This window comes from Agrobacterium larrymoorei, from assembly GCF_037722385.1.
In the GTDB taxonomy this organism is placed as follows: domain Bacteria; phylum Pseudomonadota; class Alphaproteobacteria; order Rhizobiales; family Rhizobiaceae; genus Agrobacterium; species Agrobacterium larrymoorei_C.
This window is the reverse complement of sequence record NZ_JBBKAQ010000006.1, coordinates 304,695-327,080: the sequence shown is the minus strand read 5'-3', so window position 1 is coordinate 327,080 and position 22,386 is coordinate 304,695. Positions and strand designations below refer to the sequence as shown.

The following is a 22,386-nucleotide window of genomic DNA, read 5'->3' as shown; positions in this document are numbered from 1 at the left end:
GGTGGGAGGCGCGGGCCGCATTCTCCGTCGCAGGCTGATCAGCGCCATTCCGGTTCTGATCATCGTGCTTCTCTTCACGTTCCTGCTGTTGGAAAATGCGTCGGGCGATGCCGTCGATGCTTATCTGGTGTCCATCGGGGGTGGAGATGCCAGCCTTCGCGACAGTCTGCGGGCGCAGTATGGGCTGGATCACTCGGCCCTCTGGCGGCTCTGGCTTTATGCGACGTCTGTCCTGAAACTCGATCTTGGCTGGTCGGTCGCCTTCGACAGGCCCGTTCTCTCGCTGATCATCGAGCGTTTGCCGAACACCCTTTTGTTGATGGGAAGCGCCACGCTGCTATCCTTCATGATTGGTACTGCTCTGGGCATTCTCGCTGGAGCGAAGCCCGGGAGCCTGTTGGACCGGGCGCTATCATCATTATCGCTCGCACTCTATGCCGTGCCGGGTTTCTGGCTCGGCCTCGTCCTCGTGCTCGTCTTCGCCGTCAAGCTTCGCTGGCTCCCTACCTCGGGTCTGGAAACCATCGCTTCCGGCAAGCAAGGCTTCGCCCGGGCAATGGATATTACGCGACATCTGGCGCTTCCTGTTGCCAGTCTTGGCCTTATCTATCTCGCCCTCTTCCTGCGCGTGATGCGCAGCGCCATGGGCGAGATCTGGCGAATGGATTTCGTCACGTTTGCCCAATCGAAAGGGCTATCACGCAGCCGGGTGGTGCTACGCCATGTTGCACGCAATGCTGCCCTTCCCCTCCTCACGGTGCTTGGCCTTCAATCTGCGACGATGCTGGGCGGCTCTGTTGTGATCGAGAGCGTCTTTGCAATTCCGGGCTTCGGAAGGCTGGCTCAAGAAGCGGTTGCCGGACGCGATACACCGTTGTTGATGGGCATCATCCTTGTCAGCGCCGTCTTCGTCATCCTCGTTAACCTGATCGTCGATTTGCTCTACGCGCTTCTCGATCCGCGCATCGGCAGCGGAGAGGAAACAGCGTGATGGTTCTTCGCCAAGTGTACCGTAGTCCCGAAGGCCTTGTCGGGCTCGCGATCCTGATCATCGTGGCTGTCGCGGGGCTCTCGGCGCCTTTGGTCTTCCCGAACGACCCGCTTTCCATCGTCGCAGCGCCATTGATTGCGCCGTTTACTGATCCGGCTTTGCCGCTCGGCACCGATACGCTCGGCCGAGATGTTCTGGCCTGCCTGTTCCACGGCGCGCGCAGTTCGTTGCTTGTCGGCCTCTCCGCGGCCGCCGCAGCCCTTCTGATCGGCACCGTCATGGGAACGCTTGCAGGCTTTGCAGGCGGGATCGTCGATGAGGCGCTGATGCGGGTTACCGATGCATTTCAGATCGTGCCGAGTTTTCTCTTGGCACTCGCCTTCGTCAGCACCATCGGCTCCTCTCTGCCCATCGTCGTAATTGCAATCGCGCTCGGCGCCTGGGCCGATCCGGCGCGTTTGACGCGCGCGCAAGTGCTGTCGATCCGTGAGCGCGACTATGTCTCATCCGCCCGCACCATCGGCATGCACCCGATGGAAATCGCCTTCCGACAAATTCTGCCCAACGCCTTGCCGCCTGTTATGGCGCTCGCCGCAATCATCGTCGCGGCCGCGATACTGACTGAAGCCGCCCTCTCCTTTCTCGGGCTTGGTGACCCGAACATCGTCACCTGGGGTGGGATGATCGCGGAAGGCAGAAACGTGCTTCGGTCTGCGGCATACCTCTCCATCATTCCGGGGACGGCTTTGCTTGCGACGGTTCTTGGGGTCTATCTGTTGGGTGAAGGCATCAACAAGGCCTTCGCCGTTCGGGGAGAAGTACAATGAGCCGCGCTCCGCTGCTGAACATCGAAGGGCTCAGCGTCACCTATGCCAGGGCTGCGCAACCTTCCCTGGGCGAGGTATCGCTGCAGCTTCAGGAAAAACAACGGCTGGCAATTATTGGTGAAAGCGGGTCTGGCAAAAGCACGCTGGCACGTTGTATCGCCGGTTTGCTGCCGCCCGGCGCGAGGACAGAAGGTCATTTTATCTGGAACGGAAAACAAGATAAGAGCAGCCAATCACTGTTTCCGGCGCCAGGGCGCGATATCGGCTATGTGTTCCAGGACCCAAGCGCCAGCCTGAACCCGGTGCTGACGATCGGCGAGCAGGTGGCGGAGGCGGCTGTTCGTCATCTTGGCTTCACCCGAGCGCAGGCGCGGGCTCATGCTCAAGATTTGCTGGCCGAGGTGCAACTGCCGAATCCCGATGCGTTGCTTTCGGCCTATCCACATCAGATTTCCGGCGGGCAGCGGCAACGTGTGGCCATCGCCGCCGCCGTCTCCGCCTCTCCAAAAATCCTGATTGCCGATGAGGCGACAAGCGCTCTCGATACAATTACCCAGTCCGCGATTGCTCGGCTTCTCGACCGCCTTGTCAGCTCCAATGGCATGACGCTGATCTTCATCACGCACGATATAGCGCTGGCTTCGAGCCTCGCCGACGAGATCGCGGTGCTTCAATCGGGCAAACTGGTGGAATCAGGCATGGCGCCGGAGGTTCTTTTCCATCCGAAAAGCGGCTACACCAAGCGTCTGCTTTCCTCGCACCTTGATATGACCACCCCGCTAATGATCCGAAGGGCGAGTTGATGGAAACGCTCTTCTCCGTCAGTCATCTATCCAAGCGATATCAATCGCGGGGACGAACCGTGCAGGCGCTCGAAGATGTGTGCTTCACGCTGACGCGCGGCGAAACGCTCGGGCTTGCAGGTCCCTCCGGCTGTGGAAAATCAACGCTGGCGCGCGTCATCATGCGGCTTTCGCCGGCGGATGGCGGCGAGGTGCGGTTCCAGGGTCGGAACTGGCTGGCCCTGTCGGGACAGGAATTGAGAGCCGCGCGGCGTCACATCCAGATGGTGTTTCAAGATACGCATGGGGCATTCAATCCGCGCGCCACGGTTTCAGAAGCGATCGGCGAGCCGTTACGAATCCACAGGATCGTCGAACCGCGCGATCGGCAAGCAGAGATCGCCCGATTGCTGGAACGGGTGGGGCTCGGCGCGGAATACGGCACGCGCCCTGTGTTGCAACTGTCGGGCGGACAGCGGCAGAGGGTCGCGATCGCTCGCGCCATCGCCAGTCGCCCGTCCCTTCTGGTGATGGATGAAGCCGTTTCTGCGCTTGATGTTTCCGTCCGTGCCCAGATCCTGGAATTGCTGGTGTCCCTACAGAACCAAACCGGCCTTTCCTGCCTGTTTGTCTCCCACGATCTGGCGGTCATTCGTGCCGTTTGCCATCGCGTTGCGATCATGGAGACGGGTCGGATCGTCGAATATGGAGCGACCGACAGCGTGATCTCGAACCCGCAGTCCGACACAGCAAGACGGTTGATCGCAGCCGTTCCAACACTTCGCAAGGACCAAAGCCATGCCTGATCGCAATTGGAGCCATTTGCTCGACGTGCCCGCGTTCCCGCCGGAGCGTTATGCAAAGCTTGCTGATAGATTAGCGGCTCTGATGAAGACGCAAAACGATGTGCTCCTCATTCAAGCAGAGGCGGTTCTGGCGCTGGAAGCCGTTGCCACCAGCCTCGCACGTCCGGGCGTGAAAGCCCTGAACATTGTGACCAGCCCCTACGGCGCATGGTTCGGAGACTGGCTTAAGCGTGGCGGCAGCGACGTCATCAATTTGGTGGCAGAGCCAGGGCGGACGATCGCGATAGAGGCAGTGCACCAGCAATTGGATGAACATCCCGATATCGCTGTACTTTCGCTGGTCCACGCCGAATCCGCCACCGGTATTCTCAACCCGTTGGAGGACATCGTCGGACTTGCAAGAGAAAGAGGCGTGCTCACCGTCGTGGATGCGGTCGCGTCGATTGGCGGCCATGCGCTGAATGTGGATGAGCAAGGCATCGACATTGTCGTGATAGGCCCGCAAAAGTCGCTCGCAGGACCCGCAGGCATCTCGGCGATTTCCGTCAGCGACCGCGCCTGGGAGATGTTGCAGCATGGAGGCGCGCCGCGCAACTCGATGCTCTCTCTTCTCGATCAGAAAGAGCAATGGCTCGATAGCGGCAGAGGTGCTCTGCCGGGCACGCCCGCGCCGCTCGAATTCTTCGCGCTAGATGCCGCACTTGAGCGCCTGGAAGCGGAAGGGATAGATTCGGTTCAAGCGCGGCATCGTCTGGCGGCGCGGGCGACGCGCGAGGCCGTGGTGGCGCTCGGCGTCGAACTTTGGGTGACTGACGAGCTGGCTTCGGCACTGGTCACCGCCGTTAAACTTCCCGCTGACATCGACCGCAGCGATCTTCTCCAGGCCGCAAGGCTTGATGGAGCAGATATCGGCGCCGCCGTCGGTCCCGGCTCAGATCGCCTGATCCGCCTCAACCATACGGGCCGACGCGCCAGCAAGAAGGCGGTGATTGCCAACATCCAGGCCTTGGCCCAGGCGCTGGAATTCCAAGGCAACTCAACACCGGCAGTTGAAGCTTTGGTGGTGGTGGACACACTATATTCATCCACGGCTGCGAAGCAGACAAATCCAAGCGTCTGAAAAAATGCTCTCGATCAAACGCTGCTTATGGAAGGATCTTTCTATCTCGTCCACAGCAGTGACACAGGAATCCCTCCCTCAATCTTGACGAAATCGTGGCAACGCGCGAAACTTTACACATTGTTAAGTTCGGTGACAGGAGGAATGAAAATGGTTGCAGGCTACAACATGCTTTCCTTCGATCTCTTCGGCCTTGGCCGTCGAGCACAGGAGGAAAAGCTCAAGCGTGAGAGCGGGTCGAAAAAGGATCATGTCGCGCGTGACGAGTCCGAGCAGCGCGATCGCGATCAGGAACATGATCTGTTCTTCTGGTCGCTTTACCCGGTGATCTGAAGCACGCACTCAAAGGCGCTCCACCGATTCTCTCAAAGACGATCCAGTTCCTCGCGATGTCGATACATTGCGAGGAATTTTCTGTAGTCGCTTTCATAGACCGAAGCACGCGACCTGTCCGGCTGGCGTTCCTCGTGGCCGGGATACATGGCAGCACCGGCCTCCGCTAAATTCACATGAACGCCACCCGCTGCGGCGGCGGTCATAGCGGTCCCAAGCAGCACGGCATCGCTGGTCTGCGGCACCACGACCCGTTTGCCTGTCGTGTCAGCATAGAGTTCCATCAGCAACGGATTGTGGATATGCCCGCCCGCGACGTGAAGCGTGGTGGTTCGATATCCGAATCCCTCCATTGCATCGAGAACGTGGCGCGTGCTGAGCGCGATCGAAACGGCCGTGCGCCAATAAAGGGCGCAGAGGCTGTCGAACGAGGTATCGAGCGTCAGGCCGCTAATCACACCCCTGGCATGCGGATCGGCAAGCGGCGATCTGTTACCATGAAAATCCGGCAGGACATGCAGCCGGCTGGCAAAACCATCGCCCTGCTTTGCCCGCAATGTCATGACGCGGTCGACGATGCGACGGTGAAGTGCTGCATCCGGTTCGCCGCCCGCAGCATGCATCCGGACAATATGATCGAGCAGTGCGCCGGTTGCCGATTGTCCGCCCTCTACCAGCCAGTGATCAGGCAGGACCGCCTGCCAGTAAGGTCCCCACAGACTGCGACCATGCATGCGGTTGGGCGTGAGCGCGACAAGGCAACTGGATGTGCCGGCGATCAGCGCCACATTGCTCTCTACGTTGTTGTTAAGGCTACCGCCAAGCGCACCAAGCGCACCGGCATAAGCGTCGATCATGCCAGTCGCGACCCGGCACTGCGTATCGAGTCCCAATTCACCGGCGGCCTTGGCCGAAAGTGTACCAACGGCTTGACCTGGTGCTACGGTGCTTGCAGGGAGCGATGCACGTTCTTGCAGATCGCCAAGTCCGGCAAGGTCAAGATAATCCTGACGCCAGCCCTGCCGCTCATGCGCCAAAAAATTCCACTTCGCCGTCAATGTGCAGTTGGAGCGAGCAGCACTGCCGCTCGCCTTCCAAGTGAGGAAGTCGGCAAGATCGAAAAAGTAAGAGGTTCTCGACCAGCTTTGAGGCAGATGTTTCTTAAGCCACATCAGCTTTGGCATCTGCATCTCTGGCGATATCGATCCGCCGGCGAAATCCAGGACCGGATGACGGGACGCAGTCAGCAAGTCCGCCTCGTCGATGGCCCGGTGATCAAGCCACACCACCGTGTCGAACCGGTCTTCGCCGGTGGTCGATACAGACACCTGTTCGCCGGATTTGCCGCGCGCTACTAACGAACATGTGGCATCGAAGCCTATGGCAGCGACACTCTCAGCTTGGACCGCCGCCTCGGCCATGGCAGACCGTACTGACAGGCAGACGGCCTTCCATATGTCCTCGGAATCGTGTTCGGCGTGGTTTTCTCTCGGTCTTTGCATGATGATGGGATGGGTCGCGCGAGACAGCATTGCACCATGGCGATCGAACAACCCGGCGCGCGCGCTGCCTGTTCCGACATCGACCGCAACGAGATATTGGCGCATGAAGCTAGTTTCCCATCCCTGTCTTGCCGAAAGCGGGGAGAGAACCGTTCCGTGTCGTCACCTGCACGTCAACCAGCCTCTGCTCTAAAGCCTTGGCGGCCCCGTCGGTCGCGCACAAGGTGGACCAAATCCGGCATGGCGTCAAACACGAGATCAGGTTCGAGCGCTGCGATCTGTTGGCGGAAGGCGGGAAATCGTGCGTGAGAGCCGCCTGTAAAAGCAAAAACGCGCATTCCGGCTGCCTTGGCCGCGACGATGCCAGCCGGGCTGTCTTCTATAACGATGCAATTGGCGGGCTCCGCGCCCATCTCGTGTGCGGCATGCAGGAAAAGATCCGGTGCCGGCTTGCCGTTCTTCACCATGGTCGCGCTAAAAATATGCGGCTCGAATTTTTCGACGAGGCCTGTCAGGCCCAAAGAGTAGCGGATGCGTTCCGGCTGGCTGGAGGATGCCACACAGCGCGGTACGTTGAGCCGGTCCAGCGTCTCGGCAATGCCTTCGATGGCCTTCAATTCCAGGCGGAAGCGTTCAAAAAGCGCGCTTCGCATATGTTCGAGAAAATCGATATCGGTTTCAATACCGTATTCTTCCCAAAGCGTTGCGGTCATATTGGCGAGGCTGCGGCCGAGAAACCGCTGGTAGGCCTCTTCCTCGGTCATCTGCACACCCAGATGCGCCAGCATGTCGATCAGGACGGCGACTGAAACCGGCTCACTATCGACGAGAACGCCATCACAGTCGAAGATCACCAAAGGGCCGGTCTCGGTTGGCATGATGTCAGCTTTCGATGAGTTTATCGTCCAGATAGAGTTGCAGCGTCTTTGCCGTTCCCTGCTGCCACAACGTGTTTAGAGCATGCGCGAAGCGCTTGCGGAAGAGGTCTGAGTTCGCAACGTCACCGAAAATGTCGCTCAATGCTAGGAACGCCATCGGATCGTCCTTTGCCTTGATCGCTGCCGCCTGCAAGCGCTCAGCACTCGCATCGTTGAAGACGATCTGCTTACCGCTATCCGAGGTTCCGTAGAAATAGCGGCACCAAAGGGCAGAGACCAGCGAGAGACCGACAATGTCAAGGTCCTGGGCCAGGCGGTCCGCAGTCGAAGGCAGGATGAATTTCGGCTGGCGATTGGAGCCATCCTGCGCCAGGCGCGGAATGGTGTCGCCAATCTTCGGGTTGAGGAAGCGGCGCTCGATCAGGTCGAAATATTCGTTGAGATTGGTATCCGGCACCGGTGGAATGATCGGAATGATCTCTTCCTTTTCCAGCTTGGCGAGGAAGGCGCGGATCAGCGAATGCTCCATCGCCTCATGCACGAAGTGGATATCGAGAAGTGCGGCGGGGTAGGCAATCGCGGCATGTCCGCCATTCAGGATGCGGATCTTCATGTGTTCGTAGGGCGCTACGTCGGCGACGAACTGAACACCGACTTTCTCCAGCGCCGGGCGCCCGGCGGGAAAGTTGTCCTCCATGACCCATTGCTTGAACTCTTCGCAGAAGACCGGCCAGTTGTCCTCGATGCCGAAATCGTCGCGGGCAATGGAGCGCTCGCGATCGCCGGTGGCCGGCGTGATGCGGTCCACCATGGAATTGGGAAAGGAAACGTTCTCACCAATCCAGGTTGCGAAGGCTGGATCGGACAGGGCTGCAAGGCCGACGACGGCATTCTTCGTGACCTTGCCATTGTGGGGGATGTTGTCACAGGACATGATCGTGAAGGCCGGGATGCCTTGGTCGCGGCGTGCTCGAAGCCCTGCAACGATGAGCCCGAAAACCGTCTTCGGCGCATCCGGGTTCTTGGCGTCCTCGGCTATGGCCGGGTGCTGTGGATTGAACGAGCCGGACGCATCGATGAAGTAGCCACCCTCAGTGATCGTCATCGAGACAATGCGAATCTTTGGATCGGCCAGCGCCTCGATGATCGCTTTGGCGTCACCGACCGGCAGGATGTCGATCATCGGTCCGGTGACGCGAGCGCCTGTGCGATTATTGTCCTGCTCGACGACGGTCGTCAGAAAATCCTGATCGGCAAGCTTCTCGCGCATCGCGGCATCCGATGGCAGCACGCCAGCACCGATGATTGCAAAATCATGATCGGCGCCGGTGTTGAAGAGATCGTCGAGATAGATCGCCTGATGCGCCCGGTGAAAGTTGCCGACGCCGAAATGAACGATGCCCGCCGAAAGGTCGTCCCTCGAATAGGATGGGACCTCAGCGGTGGCCTTGGCCTGATCAAGCGTTGCAAGCGAGAGTTTGCATGTCATGAGACAATCCTCAAGTAATTCCTAATCGAACCTGCGCGACGGAGACGCGCTCACGGTCCAGTCGTGATGGCTTTTGCCCAATCGCAGCAGCCAAGCGCTATGCCCGGATTGCCAGACCCTTGTCGTCGAACCTGTGGACCTTGGTCTCGTCCGGCGTGATGTAGACGATGTCGCCATGCTGGCACGCGAACTCCCCACCGGCACGCGCGGTAATCATGCCAATGTTCTCGACATCGATATGCAGGAAGGTGTCTGAGCCAAGATGCTCGGCCACATTGACCTTACCCTTCCAAAGACCGCTGTCCTTCGACAGCAGCAGATGTTCCGGGCGCACACCGACCGTCTCGGCAGACTTGCCAAAGGCATAGGCGCCCTTGACCAGGTTCATGCGCGGCGAGCCGATGAAGCCGGCGACGAAAAGATTGGCCGGGCTGCGATAAAGATCGAGCGGCGAACCGACCTGCTCGATATTGCCGCGGTTCAGAACCACGATCTTGTCCGCCATCGTCATGGCTTCCACCTGATCGTGGGTCACGTAGATCATCGTCGTCTTCAGCGTGTTGTGCAGCTCGGAGATTTCCAGCCGCATTGTGCCGCGCAGCGCTGCATCCAAGTTCGACAGCGGTTCGTCGAATAGAAACGCAGAGGGCTCGCGCACGATGGCGCGTCCGATGGCAACGCGCTGGCGCTGGCCGCCTGAGAGCTGCGATGGACGGCGGTCGAGATAATCCGTTAGATTGAGGATGGCGGCGGCGTCATTGACCTTCTTATCGATGGCGGATTTTTCCATCTTCGCCATCTTCAGCGGGAAACCGATATTGTTGCGCACGCTCATATGCGGATAAAGCGCATAGGACTGGAACACCATGGCCAGGCCACGCTCGGCCGGTGCCTTTTCTGTCACGTCCTTGCCGTCGATGATGATCTGGCCACCGCTCACATCCTCAAGCCCGGCAATCAGGCGCAGCAGTGTGGACTTGCCGCAGCCGGACGGGCCGACAAAGACGACGAACTCACCGTTTTGAATATCGAGATTGATGGATGGGATGACCTTGGCTTCGCCAAAGACCTTCGAAACATTTTTAAGCGAAATGCTGCCCATTGTTATGATCCTTATTTCACAGCGCCGAAGGTCAGGCCGCGCACGAGTTGTTTCTGGCTGAACCAGCCGAGCACCAGGATTGGAGCGATTGCCATCATCGAAGCGGCAGAAAGCTTCGCCCAGAACAGGCCCTGAGGCGAGGAGAAGGACGCGATGAACGCCGTCAGGGGTGCTGCATTGGTGGTCGTTAAGCGAATGGTCCAGAAAGACTCGTTCCAAGCCAGAATGATGTTGAGAAGCAGCGTCGAGGCAATGCCAGGGACCGCCATCGGGGTGAGCACATAGACGATCTCGTTCCACAGCGACGCGCCATCCATCCGGGCAGCTTCGAGGATTTCGCCTGGAATCTCACGAAAGTACGTGTAGAGCATCCACACCACGATCGGCAGGTTGATCATCGTCAGCATCAGCGTCAGGCCAATGCGCGTATCCAAAAGTCCGGCATTGCGGAACATCAGATAGAATGGCACCAACACGGCGACGGCCGGCATCATCTTGGTGGAGAGCATCCACATCAGGATGTCCTTGGTGCGCTTCGTCGGCGAAAAGGCCATGGCCCAGGCGGCGGGAATGGCGATGAGCAGTGCCAGGATCGTGGAGCCGACAGATAGAACCACCGAGTTCATGAAGGGCTTGAAGTAGTCGCGCTGCGTGTTCACCGTCACGTAGTTTTCCAGCGTCCCCGATGGCCACAGGCTGAAGCCTGCAATGGCTTCCGGCTCCGTCTTGATGGAGGTGAGGAAGGCATACAGGATCGGGAAGAACAGGATGAGCGCAACCACCCATGCCGCGATGGTAAAGCCGATCTTCGAACGGGTAGAGACTTTGCGAGCCATGAAACGTCTCCTTATCGATCGAGGTTCTTGCCGACGGCGCGCATCAGGAAGATGGCGACGATATTAGCGAGCACGATGGCGATGATACCGCCGGCCGAAGCACCGCCCACGTCATAACCAAGCAGCGCAGTCCGGTAGATCAGGAACGGCAGGTTGGTGGAGGCATAGCCGGGTCCGCCATTGGTGGTGACCAGAATTTCCGCATAGACGCCCAGCAGGAAGATCGTCTGGATGAGGATGACAACCGTCATGGCACGCGCCAGATGCGGCAGCGTCAGATAGATGAAGCGGTTGAAGAAGTTCGCGCCGTCCATTTCTGCCGCTTCCTTCTGTTCGCCATCCAGCGACTGGAGGGCAGTCAGCAGGATAAGCGTTGCGAAGGGCAACCATTGCCACGCCACGATGATAACGATGGATAGCAACGGGAAGCGCGAAAACCAGTCGATGGGTTGAAAGCCGAAGAACCTGTTCAGGTCCGCAAGCACACCGTACCCGGGGTGCATGATCATGTTCTTCCAGATGAGTGCGGCGACTGGCGGCATGACGAAGAAAGGCGAGATCACCAGGATGCGCACGATCCCTTGGCCGAAGATCGGTTGGTCGAGCAAAAGCGCAATGGCGACGCCGCCGATGATGGTGATCAGCAGCACACCACCAACGATGATCAGCGTGTTCCAGATCGACTGGAAAAAGGCCGGATCGGTGTAGAAGAATTTGTAGTTGAAGAGGCCCGCAAAACTGACATTGGCCGGATTCAAGAGATTGTAGTTCTGGAAGGAAAACCACAGCGTCATCGCCAGTGGTACGATCATCCAGATAAGAAGCAGGAAAACGGAAGGCGCCATCATCACGCGCGCCAGGTTCCTGGTGTTCTGCGTTGCCATTCGCTGCCCTCCCAGAGTCGCGCGCGGCATCAAGACCGCAGGCGGTGCATTTTTTTGATTATAAAGACGATCGAGAATCTCCGCCGCCCGGCTTTCGCCGGACGGCGGGCTTCGGGAGGATTACTTGATGTAACCGGCGCGGGTCATTTCACGAGTTGCGGTGGACTGAGCGCCTGCGAGCGCATCATCAACGGAAGACTGACCTGCAACGACCGCCGAGAAGAGCTGCCCAACCGTGGTGCCGAGCGACTGGAACTCGGGGATCGCCACGAATTGACCACCGGTATAAGGCACAGGCTTGACCGTCGGCTTGGTGATGTCGGCTGCGTTCATGGCCGCAAGCGTCGTCTTGGCGAAAGGTGCTGCCTTCTCGTAGTCAGCATTCTTGTAGAGCGAGGTACGCGTGCCCGGAGGAACGTTAGCCCAGCCCTCCTTGGAAGCGACCAGTTCGGAGTAGTCCTTGCTGGTTGCCCAGGCAATGAACTTCTCTGCCGATTCAGCCTTCTGCGAGCTCTTCGGGATCGCAAGGTTCCAGGACCACAGCCAGTTGCCGTGGTTTTTCAATTCGCCATGCGTGGGGAACAGCGCGTAGCCAACCTTGTCTGCAACCGTCGAGTCCTTCGGGTTCGACACGAAGGATGCAGCGACAGTCGCATCGATCCACATGCCGCACTTGCCCTGCTGGAACAGCGTCAGGTTTTCGTTGAAGCCGTTGGAAGCTGCACCGGACGGGCCGGCATCCTTCATCAGATCGACGTAGAACTGCAGCGAGTTCTTCCACTCGGGCTGGTCGAATTGCGGCTTCCAGTTTTCATCGAACCAGCGGCCACCGAAGGAGTTGGTGAGCGCGGTGATGAAGGCCATGTTTTCGCCCCAACCGGCCTTGCCACGCAGGCAGATGCCGTTGATGTCGGCGTTACGATCGGTGATCTTGCGGGCTGCATCACCGATGAATTCCCAGGTGGGGTTTTCCGGCATCTTCAGATCGGCTTTTTCAAACAGGTCCTTGCGGTACATGATCATGGCGGATTCGCCATAGAATGGCGCCGCGTAGAGCTTGCCTTCGACCGTCAGGCCGCCGCGGATCGATGGCAGCATGTCGTTGACGTCATACTTGTCACCGAGCTTTTCGAGCGGCAGAAGCCAGCCTTGCTTGGCCCAGATCGGAACTTCGTAGTTGCCGATCGTCATGATGTCATACTGGCCGCCATTGGTGGCGATATCCGTCGTTACGCGTTCGCGCAGAACGTTTTCTTCCAGCGTGACCCACTCGATCTGAATGTCCGGATTCTTGTCGGTGAATTCCTTCGTCAGTCCCTGCATGCGGATCATGTCACCGTTGTTGACGGTGGCAATGGTCAGTGTTTCTGCAGACGCGAGGCCCGAAAATGCGAGAGCCGAGCACGCGCCCAGCAGAAGTGTCTTCAATGTCATGATCTTCCTCCCAGAAGAAAAATGAGCATTCGCTTTGCTCGAGGGCAATTACTCACTTTCGAGCACATAAAGTCAAGCATCATCCTGCGCTGCAATGCACAAGGAGATGCTAATGCTCTGATTTTGATATGATATTTTTGCTCAATGTGTGAGCATATATTCGGCAGATTGCTCGTCGGTGATGATCCCGTTCAGCAAACCGCCTCGCAAGGCGGCCAGCATGGCGGGCGATTTCTTCCGCCCCTGCGCAATGCCTACAACGGTGCATGTCTCGCGCGAGGGAACTGGAACCGAGGCGACGCGGTCATTGATGGGATTGGCCATGATCTTTCCGTCGCCGTCGAAGAACCAGCCGCAGATTTCGCCGGCCGCGCCCTCTGCAATCAGCCGCTTCATCTCGTCGACGGCAAGGAATCCGTCGAGACAGAGGGGCGCGTTTTCTCCCAGTTCACCAACTCCGACGAAGGTGACATTCGCCGCCGCTCCAAGCGTTAGCGTGGAGCGCACCATCGTTTGGTCGTGCAGCAGTTCGCGTTCTTCGGCGGATGAACAAAGAACCGGCAAAGGCATCGGAAAATGCCTGGCCTTGATCGCATCGGCCATGGAAAAGATGACGTTGTAATACGCCGCCGACCCATCCGGACCGATATTTCCGGTGAGCGAAACGATCCGATGCTGAGGACATTCCATGGGCGGCAACTGGTCGACAGCCGCTTTCAGCGTTCGTCCGGTCCCTATAGCGAGTACGATCGGGTCCGGCTGTCGCAGCCAGCGTTCGATTTCCGCAGCGCCCGCTTCGGCAATTCCCACCGTAGACGAGGTACCAGCGGGATCGCTTGGAACCACCTCGACATGCTTGAGGGAAAAACGCTCGCGCAGCGCTTGCGCCTTTTCCAGGCACGCGGCGATCGGATGGTCGAGCCTGACCTTGATCAGACGCTCGGCCACAGCAAGCGAGACGAGCCGCTGCGCCGACTGGCGGGATATGCCCATGGCGGCAGCGATCTCGTCCTGCGTGCGACCGGCGACATAATAGAGCCATCCGGCACGTGCCGCATCGTCTAACCGCCCACCGCTATCGGATCGTCTGGCCATGTCTTTGCCTCAAGCTTTTCATTCCCAAGTGCTGACATTTTTTGCGCCGACCTGTCAAACCCGGGAAGGAGGCTATCGTCTTAAACGGGGATCAAGCAGATCGCGCAATCCATCGCCCAGAAGATTGAACCCGAGGACCGTCAAGGCGATTGCCAGTCCCGGTAGAATGGCGAGCCATGGCGCGGTGGCAAGATACGTCTGCGACTCCCAAAGCATGCGTCCCCAGGTGGGTGTCGGCGGCGGCATGCCGAGACCAAGGAAGCTGAGCCCCGCTTCAGTCAGGATTGCGAGCCCGAGCTGTATGCTGATCTGCACGATAATCAGGTGCGCGATATTCGGCAGGACATGCGAAAGCGTGATGCCCGCCTTACTTCTGCCTATGCTCTCAGCCGCCAGCACGAAATCGCGCGCCCACATCTGCCGCGCCGCGCCACAGGTCAGTCTTGCGAAAACCGGCACCATGAAAGTACCGATAGCGATGATGGCGGTGAAGCGACCGGAGCCGATGAAAGCGCCCAGCATCATGGCCGAGAGAATGGGAGGCAACGCAAAAACGATGTCGCAAAGCCTCATGATGGCGGCTTCCAGCCAGCCGCGTTGCGCTGCGGCGACGACGCCGAGAAGCGTGCCGGTGCTTGCGCCGATCGCCACCGCGACGACGGATGTGGAAAGAGAATTCCAGGCGCCCGCCATCAGCATCGACGCGACATCGCGACCGAAGTGATCCGTCCCGAGCAACCCCTGCGCAAGCGGGGGTTTCAGCTTGGCGAGAATCTGGATTTTCGTCGGCGAAACAGGCGTCCAGACAAGCGACAGCAGTGCCACTGAAAACAGAATGCCGATCACGGCACCGCCCAGGATGAGGGGAATTCGACGCCTCGCTGCAGCGCTGCTCATCGCGTCGAGCCTCGCAGGCGCGGATCAATGATCAGATAGGTCAGATCGACGAGGAAGTTCATGATGATGACCAGTGCGCAGAAGAACAGAACCACCGACTGCATGACGACAAGATCGCGCTGGGTGAGCGCCTGATAGGCGAGCCTTCCGAGACCCGGTAGATTGAAGACGTTCTCCACCAGAACGGCACCGGCGATCAGGAAGGTGAATTGCAGGCCGATCATCGTGACGACCGGGATCAGCGCATTGGGCAGCACATGTTTCCAGAGAATGGCGGCGTTGCCGATACCCTTGGCCCGGACCGTGCGAACGAAATCTTCATTCAGCACCTCCAGCACCGCCGCACGGCATACCCTGATCAGCACGCCCGCCTGGCTCATCGAGAGAGCGAGCGACGGCAGGATCAACGCTTTCAAGGCACCGAAGATCCCCGCCCCCCAACCCGGAAAACCACCGGACGGCATCCATCCAAGCGTGGTTGAAAACAACATGATGAGCAGCAACCCGACCCAAAAGCCGGGCACGGATATGCTGGCATGGGAAAAGAGGCCCACGACAACATCGAATACGCCCCCCCGCCGATGCGCGGCCACCACGCCTAGCGGAATTGCGATCGCAACAGAGAGGCTGACAGCGATCAAGGCAAGCGGAAGTGTGACGGCAAGTCTTTCGACGATCAGGCCCATGACCGGAACGCCATAGGTGTAGGACTGCCCCATATCACCGGCAAGAACACCACCCAGCCAACTGACATAGCGCAGCATCAACGGCTGATCGAGCCCCATCTGCTTTTGCAGGGCGGTGAGCGTATCCGGGCTTGCCGAGGTTCCAAGCATGATCGCTGCCGGATCGCCAGGCAACAGGCCCATGACAAGGAAGATCAGGAGCGAAACCGCGAGCAGCGTGAGGATGAGACCGAGCGTGCGTTTGAGGATGAGGGCGGTCATGGAGCGAGATGACCGCAAACTGCGAGGAGATGTCTCATCCCCCTCTGCCCTTCCGCGCATCGACCCCGCAAGGAGGGAGATTGACCTGTGATAACCCTCTCGCCCAAGTTGGACGCGCAAGAGAGGTCAAGCCCACGCCATTCGCCGATCTGCAACCTTGAGGCCGAGGTGTGCGGACTGATGGAGAGGGGTATGAGTGAGCCTTGCTCCATGCCGGTCAGTCTTCCCAGCGAACATCCGTCAGCACGTTGGACGGGATCGGCTCGTTTTGCCAAAGGCCCCGCAGCTTCTTATCCCAGACGCCAAGTTTGGGCATAACGAAGAGAAACAGCGCCGGCACATCTTCCGCCAAGATCTTCTGTGCATCGCCGTAAAGACCGTCCTGCACGTCGGTATCGGACGTCAGTTCGATATTGCGAATGATCTCGTTGAATGTCGGGTTCTTGTAGTTGAAGTAATAGGGATCGCGCGCATAGATATCGATATCCATCGGCTCCGCGTGAGCAACGATGGTCATGTCATAATTGCCACCCTTCAGGACATCGGAGACCCATTTTGCCGGAAACTCGGTAGTTTCGATCGTCATGGTCACGCCGATCTCGGCAAACATCGCCTGCAGTATCTGCGCGCTTCGCTGCGCATAAGCCATCTGCGGCGCTTTCATGGTGAAGCTGAAACCGTTCGGATAGCCGGCTTCCGCAAGCAGCGCCTTAGCCTTCTCGACATTGTAGGGCATCGCGCCGGTCATATCGACGTAGCCGCGATCGTTCGGCGTGTAGTGGCTGCCGATCGCCGTGCCGAAGCCGGACCATGCGCCTTCGATAACCATGTTGCGATCTACGGCCATCATCAGAGTTTGGCGCACACGCTTGTCGTCGAAAGGCTTGCGGACATTGTTCATTCCGGCAACGACCTTGAGTTCGGTGTTGCCGATGACGATGCCGAGACGGGCATCGCCTTCGAACGAGCCCATCAACTCTGGCGCGCCGAATTCCGGGAAGGCATCGATATCGCCGGATTTGAGGGCTGCCGCCTGCGCCTGCGCATCCGGGATGAACCGGAAGGTCGCCTTTTCGAGCGCCACATCCGCATCCTTGTTCCAGTATTCGGGGTTGCGCGCCAGTTCGACCTTATCGCCCTTGGCCCAACTGACGAATTTGAATGGGCCCGTTCCGACAGGCGTCGTCTTGTTGTTTTCCGCGGAATTTGTACCGACCATGACCGAGGCGGGCCAGCCCAGCCAATAAAGCAGGCTCCCCGCCGGCTGTTTCAGCTTCAGGATCAGCGTGTTCGCATCCGGTGTCTCGATCGTGTCGATCGCGGCGAAGAACCGCTTCTGCGGGTTGACCGATGCCTCGCCGCGGGCGCGATCAAGCGATGCCTTGGCGACAGAGGAATCGAACGCCTCGCCGTCATGGAACGTCACACCTTGCTGAAGGTGAAACGAGTAGAGCTTTCCGTCCTCGGAAATCGTCCAGCTTTCTGCCAGTTGCGGCTGCACCTTGCCGTCCTTGTCGATGGTCGTGAGGCCTTCGAATATGTTCTGCCACGTGACCTGACCAATAGCGACGGGTGCCGCGATCGTCGGATCCAGCCCCTGCGGCTCGATCCCCATGCCAAGCACGATGCTGGTCTTTTGCGCCGTATAGGCCGGAGAGACGCCAACGGCGACGGCAAGCCCTGCCCCCAATGCTGCACCCAGCAAGACCCGACGGCAAAGGCGAAAACAGTTGAAGACCGAACCAAGTGTCATGACGTCCCCTCACGATGCAGCATCTGCGGAGCAGAACCGCCCGCCTGCGACAATGTTCCCCCGGTGATCAATTTATGTGTTCACCGCGTTGCGCTAATCGCTACACGAAAGGAAGGGGATGAATCAAGTCGCTATTTCGCGTCGCCGTTCCGCATGGTCTCCTCCATAAAGGCAACGAAGCTTGAAGCCGCAAAAGACAATTCTCGATCAGGCGCGGTGCAAAGCTGGATCGCAGTGCTTACGGCGTTCGAACCAGAAAGCGGCACGGCCACCATTTGGCCTATCCGGATCTCGCGTGAGACCGAAAGCGCGGGCAACAGCGTGATGGCCGCCTTGTCCAACACCAGTTCGCGCAGCAGTTCCAGTGAACTGACAGTAAAGACCGGATCGATCTCGATCCCGGCCTTTGAAAACATCTCGTCTATCGCCTGTCGGGCGGCAAAGGATTTTGCCGGCAGCGCCAGCGCCAAGCCCGTTAGTTCCTCAAGCGAAGCAATCTTTGCTCCGGCCAGCGGATGATCGGCAGCAACAATAACGTCGTAGGCGATATCCTTGCTGACGAGGACATTCACCTGCGAGGGCTGCGGAGCAAACAGCATCAAGGCGACATCGGCCTCAGCCGTCTGCAGAGCCTCCACGGCTTGATTTGCGCTGGTGATTTCCACGTGAAAGTGGATCTTTGGATATCGGAGGGTGAAGCGTGACAGTACGGGCGCCAGAAGATTGAGGGCCGCGCCATTGGCAAAGACCGTCACCTCTCCGCGTTCCAGGCCTTTGAGATCATCGATCAATTGATGGACGAGCGTGAGTTCGCGCAGCGTCTTGCCCGCACGCGCTGCCAGAAGCTCGCCAGCCGCAGTCAGCGTCACCCCGCGGCTGGACCGTTCCACCAAGGGCGTGCCGAAATGCTCTTCGAGATTTTCGATCTGGCGGCTGATCGCCGTCGGCGCGACATTCAGCTTTTCGGCGGCTGCGCGCATGGAACGGCTTCGAACCAGCTCATCGAAATACATCAGAGCGCGTAAATGCATGGCGTTTCCTGTCCAAGCCGTTGCGTCAGGGCTGGACCTGATCGACCATCCAGCACGATCAGGTCTTAGGCCAGGATCATGACGAACTCAATCGCGCCGGAAACCTTCGCTCGCCACCATCAGCTGCCGTGTGTAATCAGCGGAAAACTCTCTCGTTTCCAGCTGATGCACATCCATCGACTCGACGATCTTGCCGCTTTTCATCACCGCCAGTCGGTCGCACATATGACTGATCACCCCGAGATCGTGGCTGACCATGACGAAGGTAAGGTCCCTGTCCTTGCGCGCCTGTTCGAGCAGATTGAGGATTTCCGCCTGGATCGACGCGTCGAGCGCCGATGTCGGCTCATCAAGCAGCAGGATTTTCGGCTCCAGGATCAGAGCGCGGGCAATCGCGATACGCTGGCGCTGGCCGCCCGAAAGCTGGTGCGAATAGCGAAAGCGGAAACCGGTGCCGAGCCCTACCTCGTCCAATGCGCGGGTGATGCGCGCTTCCTTGTTATCCATCCCGTGAATTACCAATGGCTCCAGCAGAATAGAATCCACAGTCTGGCGCGGATGCAGCGAACCATAGGGATCCTGGAAAACCATCTGGACATTGCGGTAGAAGGTCTTGTCGCGCGACTTTTTGCTGTATGTCCGGCCGTCGACCATGAGGGTGCCTTCATCAAAGTGGTTGAGACCGGCGATCGCGCGCAAGAGTGTAGACTTTCCGGAACCGGATTCGCCCACGAGACCGAAGGATTCGCCCTTGGCGACCTCGATGCTGACGCGATCCAGCGCCAAATAGCCGTCGAAGTCCACGACCATATCCTTGGCAGACAGTACGACCGTCATAGACGCCACTCCACTTGGCGTTGAAGAACCGGCAGCGGATGCCGGTGCTCGCCGATCTTCGGCAGACAGTTGAGAAGCCCCTGCGTGTAGGGGTGTTTGGCGTTCTGCAGATTGGCGGATGGAAGCTCTTCCACCACACGGCCTGCATACATGACCAGCACGCGATCGCAGAAGGAAGAGACAAGCCGCAGATCGTGCGAGACGAAAATCAGGCCCATGCCACGCTCACGCACTAGCTTGTCTAGAATATCGAGCACTTCCAGCTGCACCGTCACATCGAGCGCCGATGTCGGCTCGTCGGCGATCAGGAGTTCCGGACCGCATACCAGCATCATGGCGATCATCACACGCTGTCCCATGCCGCCGGATACTTCATGCGGATAGAGACCGAAGACACGTTCGGGATCACGAATCTGCACCGCCTCGAGCATATCGAGCGCGCGCTTCTTGGCTTCGGAAAATCCAATCCGCTCATGCGTCTTCAGCGTCTCGACAATCTGGCGACCGATGGTCATGACCGGGTTCAGCGAATATTTCGGATCCTGAAGGATCATCGCGATCCGCTTGCCGCGAATGGCGCGGCGCTGCTTTGCGGGTGCTTTCAGAAGATCGATATCGCCGAAGCGAAGTGCATCCGCCTCGATCTTCGCGTGGCTCGGTGTCAGGCCCATGATGGCACGACCGGTCTGCGATTTGCCGGAGCCGGACTCGCCGACGATGCCAAGACGTTCCTTGCCAAGGGTGAAGGACACGCCTCGCACGGCCTCGACGAGGCCGGTTCTGGTTGGAAAACTGACGCGCAGATTATCGACGGTTAGAAGAGGTGTCGTCGCAGATGTGGTCACTGGCCGGCCTCCTTCGGATCGAGCGCATCGCGAAGACCGTCACCCAGCAGGTTGAAGCCAAGGCTGACGATGAGAATGGCAGCGCCCGGCATGGCGGCGACCCACCATTGGTCGAGGATAAATCGGCGGCCAGACGCAATCATCGCACCCCATTCAGGAAGCGGTGGCTGGGCGCCGAGACCGAGGAAGCCCAAACCGGCGGCGGTCAGAATGATACCGGCCATATCGAGCGTCACGCGCACGATGAGAGAAGAGAAACACAATGGGATGACGTGTTTGAGCACGATACGCCACGGAGACGCGCCCATCAGCTTCACTGCCGCGATGAAATCGGAATTGCGAAACGTCATGGTCTCGGCGCGCGCGATACGGGCATAAGGCGGCCATGAGGTGATGGCGATAGCAAGCACCGCATTCTCGATGCCGGGTCCCAAGGCTGCCACAAGCGCAAGCGCGAGAACGAGCTTGGGGAAGGCAAGAAAGATATCGGTGATGCGCATCAGCACCGCATCGATCCATCCACCGGCATAGCCTGCCACGGTGCCGACGATGAGCCCGATCGGGGCGGCGATGATGGCGACAAGCACAACGACGAAAAGCGTCAAACGCGAACCGTAGATCAGGCGGGACAGAATGTCTCGACCTTGATCGTCCGTACCCAGCCAATAGCCATCGGTACCCGGAGGCAGCAGGCGAGCATTGCGCAGATCGCCCTGCACTGCGGAGTGCGGTGCTAACACATCGGCGAAGATTGCGACGAGCACGAGCGCCAGAATGATGCCGAGACCGGCAAGCGCAAGTCGGTTTTCGGAAAAGCGTCGCCAGATGACGTAGGCACGTCCAAGCCGGGCCTGCTTTCGCGAGGTCGGGCGGTCGGACAGAAGCCATTCGCGGCTATAGGGTTTCAGTAGAGCATCCGTCATCGGCTGCGCGTCCTTGGATCGAGCGTCCGGTAGAGCAGGTCGGACAGAAGATTGATGCCGATGAAGACAGCGCCAATCACGATGGTGCCGCCGAGAACGGCATTCATATCCGCATTCTGCAGGGAGTTAGTGATGTAGAGGCCCAGCCCTGGCCAGGAGAAGATCGTCTCTGTCAGAACCGAGCCTTCCAGCAGGCCGGCATAGGAGAGCACTATCACGGTCAGCAGCGGTACTGCGGCGTTGCGCAATGCGTGGAACCAGATAATGCGCGTTTCCGATAAGCCCTTGGCGCGTGCTGCAACGACATATTCTTGCGCCAGTTCGTTCAGCATGAAAGAGCGCGTCATGCGGCTGATATAGGCAAGCGAAAAATATCCGAGCAGTCCGGCGGGCAGGATGATGTGGCGGAAGAGATCCCAGAACACATCCCACTGGCCCTGCCACAAGGCGTCGAACAGATAGAATCCGGTCGTGGGCGTAAAGGTAAACTCGTAGACGATATCAATACGGCCCGGATAGGCGACCCAGTTCAGCTTGGCGTAGAACAAGAGAAGCGCCAGAAGGCCAAGCCAGAAGATCGGCACCGAATAGCCAATGAGGCCGATGACGCGCACGATCTGGTCGATGATGCTGCCGCGCTTGACCGCCGCCAGCACGCCAAGCGGAACGCCGAAGATGGCACCGATCAATGTACCAAGCGTTGCAAGCTCGATGGTTGCCGGGAAGACGCGCTTGATGTCGTCCATCACCGGATTGGTTGTGAGCACCGACGTGCCGAAATTGCCCGTGAGAGCCTGTTTCAGATAGATGAAAAACTGCTGCCAAAGCGGCAGGTTCAGACCCAGTTCTTCTCGAACGCGTTCCACCACGTGCGCAGGCGCGCGATCGCCGACGATCGCCAACGCCGGATCGATGGGAATGACGCGACCGATGAAGAAGGTTACCGCCAGCAGCCCCAAAAAGGTGGTGACGACGGTAACGATGAAGCCAAGAACGGCCATGAGGCGCCTGTTGGGACGGCGTTTGCCGTGCCTCGCCCTTGCGGAAGTTTCAACGATACTCAATGGACCGATC

Annotated in this window: 22 protein-coding genes; 6 read left to right on the top strand and 16 right to left on the bottom strand. The window is 59.0% G+C overall.

Annotation, left to right across the window (positions count from 1 at the left end):
• Nucleotide 1: 1 nt before the first annotated feature.
• The 6 genes from WKI41_RS11215 to WKI41_RS11190 all read left to right on the top strand — a co-directional run bounded on the left by WKI41_RS11215 (nt 2) and on the right by WKI41_RS11190 (nt 4,859).
• Nucleotides 2-991 (top strand): ABC transporter permease, encoded by a 990-nt coding sequence (locus tag WKI41_RS11215; protein ID WP_340193564.1) that lies wholly within the window; start codon nt 2-4, stop codon nt 989-991.
• Entirely contained in the window at nt 991-1,818 is an 828-nt protein-coding gene (locus WKI41_RS11210) for an ABC transporter permease (RefSeq protein WP_340193563.1), read from the top strand. Before WKI41_RS11215 ends, WKI41_RS11210 begins: the two co-directional genes overlap by 1 nt.
• Nucleotides 1,815-2,621, top strand: coding sequence for an ATP-binding cassette domain-containing protein (locus WKI41_RS11205; RefSeq protein WP_340193562.1), 807 nt, complete (start codon nt 1,815-1,817; stop codon nt 2,619-2,621). The genes WKI41_RS11210 and WKI41_RS11205 overlap by 4 nt, the downstream gene beginning before the upstream one ends.
• A complete protein-coding gene (locus WKI41_RS11200) occupies nt 2,618-3,406 on the top strand; it encodes an ABC transporter ATP-binding protein (RefSeq protein WP_340193561.1) in 789 nt (262 codons plus the stop codon). The genes WKI41_RS11205 and WKI41_RS11200 overlap by 4 nt, the downstream gene beginning before the upstream one ends.
• Entirely contained in the window at nt 3,399-4,526 is a 1,128-nt protein-coding gene (locus WKI41_RS11195) for a pyridoxal-phosphate-dependent aminotransferase family protein (RefSeq protein ID WP_340193560.1), read from the top strand. Before WKI41_RS11200 ends, WKI41_RS11195 begins: the two co-directional genes overlap by 8 nt.
• A gap of 144 nt (nt 4,527-4,670) precedes the next feature.
• Nucleotides 4,671-4,859 (top strand): hypothetical protein, encoded by a 189-nt coding sequence (locus tag WKI41_RS11190; protein ID WP_340193559.1) that lies wholly within the window; start codon nt 4,671-4,673, stop codon nt 4,857-4,859.
• 32 nt (nt 4,860-4,891) lie between these two features.
• Here WKI41_RS11190 and WKI41_RS11185 read toward each other — a convergent pair whose 3' ends face one another.
• The 16 genes from WKI41_RS11185 to WKI41_RS11110 all read right to left on the bottom strand — a co-directional run bounded on the left by WKI41_RS11185 (nt 4,892) and on the right by WKI41_RS11110 (nt 22,376).
• The gene (locus WKI41_RS11185; RefSeq protein WP_340193558.1) at nt 4,892-6,466 is read right to left on the bottom strand and encodes an FGGY family pentulose kinase; all 1,575 of its coding nucleotides are present in this window, start codon (nt 6,464-6,466) and stop codon (nt 4,892-4,894) included.
• 68 nt (nt 6,467-6,534) lie between these two features.
• Nucleotides 6,535-7,239: an HAD-IA family hydrolase gene (locus WKI41_RS11180; protein WP_340193557.1), complete on the bottom strand. Its 705-nt coding sequence runs from the start codon at nt 7,237-7,239 to the stop codon at nt 6,535-6,537.
• A gap of 4 nt (nt 7,240-7,243) precedes the next feature.
• On the bottom strand, nt 7,244-8,728 hold the full coding sequence (locus tag WKI41_RS11175) for a mannitol dehydrogenase family protein (RefSeq protein WP_340193556.1): 1,485 nt from the start codon (nt 8,726-8,728) through the stop codon (nt 7,244-7,246).
• A gap of 97 nt (nt 8,729-8,825) precedes the next feature.
• Nucleotides 8,826-9,830, bottom strand: coding sequence for an ABC transporter ATP-binding protein (locus WKI41_RS11170; RefSeq protein WP_340193555.1), 1,005 nt, complete (start codon nt 9,828-9,830; stop codon nt 8,826-8,828).
• A gap of 11 nt (nt 9,831-9,841) precedes the next feature.
• Nucleotides 9,842-10,666, bottom strand: coding sequence for a carbohydrate ABC transporter permease (locus WKI41_RS11165; RefSeq protein ID WP_306928959.1), 825 nt, complete (start codon nt 10,664-10,666; stop codon nt 9,842-9,844).
• A gap of 11 nt (nt 10,667-10,677) precedes the next feature.
• On the bottom strand, nt 10,678-11,550 hold the full coding sequence (locus tag WKI41_RS11160) for a carbohydrate ABC transporter permease (RefSeq protein ID WP_306928961.1): 873 nt from the start codon (nt 11,548-11,550) through the stop codon (nt 10,678-10,680).
• A 120-nt stretch (nt 11,551-11,670) separates the two neighbouring features.
• The gene (locus WKI41_RS11155) at nt 11,671-12,984 is read right to left on the bottom strand and encodes an ABC transporter substrate-binding protein (RefSeq protein WP_340193554.1); all 1,314 of its coding nucleotides are present in this window, start codon (nt 12,982-12,984) and stop codon (nt 11,671-11,673) included.
• A 141-nt stretch (nt 12,985-13,125) separates the two neighbouring features.
• Nucleotides 13,126-14,079 carry a sugar-binding transcriptional regulator gene (locus WKI41_RS11150; RefSeq protein WP_340193552.1) on the bottom strand — a complete coding sequence of 318 codons (954 nt, stop codon included), beginning with the start codon at nt 14,077-14,079 and terminating at the stop codon, nt 13,126-13,128.
• 72 nt (nt 14,080-14,151) lie between these two features.
• The gene (locus WKI41_RS11145) at nt 14,152-14,976 is read right to left on the bottom strand and encodes an ABC transporter permease (RefSeq protein ID WP_340193551.1); all 825 of its coding nucleotides are present in this window, start codon (nt 14,974-14,976) and stop codon (nt 14,152-14,154) included.
• Complete coding sequence (locus WKI41_RS11140) at nt 14,973-15,923, bottom strand: ABC transporter permease (RefSeq protein WP_340193550.1); 951 nt, start codon at nt 15,921-15,923, stop codon at nt 14,973-14,975. Before WKI41_RS11140 ends, WKI41_RS11145 begins: the two co-directional genes overlap by 4 nt.
• 217 nt (nt 15,924-16,140) lie before the next feature.
• A complete protein-coding gene (locus tag WKI41_RS11135) occupies nt 16,141-17,676 on the bottom strand; it encodes an ABC transporter substrate-binding protein (protein WP_340193549.1) in 1,536 nt (511 codons plus the stop codon).
• Between the two features lie 131 nt (nt 17,677-17,807).
• On the bottom strand, nt 17,808-18,707 hold the full coding sequence (locus WKI41_RS11130; RefSeq protein WP_340193548.1) for a LysR family transcriptional regulator: 900 nt from the start codon (nt 18,705-18,707) through the stop codon (nt 17,808-17,810).
• A gap of 87 nt (nt 18,708-18,794) precedes the next feature.
• Nucleotides 18,795-19,544, bottom strand: coding sequence for an ABC transporter ATP-binding protein (locus WKI41_RS11125; protein ID WP_340193547.1), 750 nt, complete (start codon nt 19,542-19,544; stop codon nt 18,795-18,797).
• Complete coding sequence (locus tag WKI41_RS11120; protein WP_340193546.1) at nt 19,541-20,389, bottom strand: ABC transporter ATP-binding protein; 849 nt, start codon at nt 20,387-20,389, stop codon at nt 19,541-19,543. Before WKI41_RS11120 ends, WKI41_RS11125 begins: the two co-directional genes overlap by 4 nt.
• Complete coding sequence (locus tag WKI41_RS11115) at nt 20,386-21,312, bottom strand: ABC transporter permease (protein WP_340193545.1); 927 nt, start codon at nt 21,310-21,312, stop codon at nt 20,386-20,388. The genes WKI41_RS11120 and WKI41_RS11115 overlap by 4 nt, the downstream gene beginning before the upstream one ends.
• Nucleotides 21,309-22,376 (bottom strand): ABC transporter permease, encoded by a 1,068-nt coding sequence (locus tag WKI41_RS11110; RefSeq protein WP_340193544.1) that lies wholly within the window; start codon nt 22,374-22,376, stop codon nt 21,309-21,311. The genes WKI41_RS11115 and WKI41_RS11110 overlap by 4 nt, the downstream gene beginning before the upstream one ends.
• Between the last annotated feature and the right edge of the window lie 10 nt (nt 22,377-22,386).

Coding starts and splice junctions, on each gene's coding strand:
- WKI41_RS11185 (WP_340193558.1), bottom strand. CDS start 6,466: ATGCGCCAATATCTCGTTGCGGTCGATGTCGGAACAGGCAGCGCGCGC.
- WKI41_RS11205 (WP_340193562.1), top strand. CDS start 1,815: ATGAGCCGCGCTCCGCTGCTGAACATCGAAGGGCTCAGCGTCACCTAT.
- WKI41_RS11125 (WP_340193547.1), bottom strand. CDS start 19,544: ATGACGGTCGTACTGTCTGCCAAGGATATGGTCGTGGACTTCGACGGC.
- WKI41_RS11115 (WP_340193545.1), bottom strand. CDS start 21,312: ATGACGGATGCTCTACTGAAACCCTATAGCCGCGAATGGCTTCTGTCC.
- WKI41_RS11130 (WP_340193548.1), bottom strand. CDS start 18,707: ATGCATTTACGCGCTCTGATGTATTTCGATGAGCTGGTTCGAAGCCGT.
- WKI41_RS11175 (WP_340193556.1), bottom strand. CDS start 8,728: ATGACATGCAAACTCTCGCTTGCAACGCTTGATCAGGCCAAGGCCACC.
- WKI41_RS11155 (WP_340193554.1), bottom strand. CDS start 12,984: ATGACATTGAAGACACTTCTGCTGGGCGCGTGCTCGGCTCTCGCATTT.
- WKI41_RS11135 (WP_340193549.1), bottom strand. CDS start 17,676: ATGACACTTGGTTCGGTCTTCAACTGTTTTCGCCTTTGCCGTCGGGTC.
- WKI41_RS11195 (WP_340193560.1), top strand. CDS start 3,399: ATGCCTGATCGCAATTGGAGCCATTTGCTCGACGTGCCCGCGTTCCCG.
- WKI41_RS11190 (WP_340193559.1), top strand. CDS start 4,671: ATGAAAATGGTTGCAGGCTACAACATGCTTTCCTTCGATCTCTTCGGC.
- WKI41_RS11180 (WP_340193557.1), bottom strand. CDS start 7,239: ATGCCAACCGAGACCGGCCCTTTGGTGATCTTCGACTGTGATGGCGTT.
- WKI41_RS11140 (WP_340193550.1), bottom strand. CDS start 15,923: ATGACCGCCCTCATCCTCAAACGCACGCTCGGTCTCATCCTCACGCTG.
- WKI41_RS11160 (WP_306928961.1), bottom strand. CDS start 11,550: ATGGCAACGCAGAACACCAGGAACCTGGCGCGCGTGATGATGGCGCCT.
- WKI41_RS11150 (WP_340193552.1), bottom strand. CDS start 14,079: ATGGCCAGACGATCCGATAGCGGTGGGCGGTTAGACGATGCGGCACGT.
- WKI41_RS11210 (WP_340193563.1), top strand. CDS start 991: ATGGTTCTTCGCCAAGTGTACCGTAGTCCCGAAGGCCTTGTCGGGCTC.
- WKI41_RS11165 (WP_306928959.1), bottom strand. CDS start 10,666: ATGGCTCGCAAAGTCTCTACCCGTTCGAAGATCGGCTTTACCATCGCG.
- WKI41_RS11145 (WP_340193551.1), bottom strand. CDS start 14,976: ATGAGCAGCGCTGCAGCGAGGCGTCGAATTCCCCTCATCCTGGGCGGT.
- WKI41_RS11170 (WP_340193555.1), bottom strand. CDS start 9,830: ATGGGCAGCATTTCGCTTAAAAATGTTTCGAAGGTCTTTGGCGAAGCC.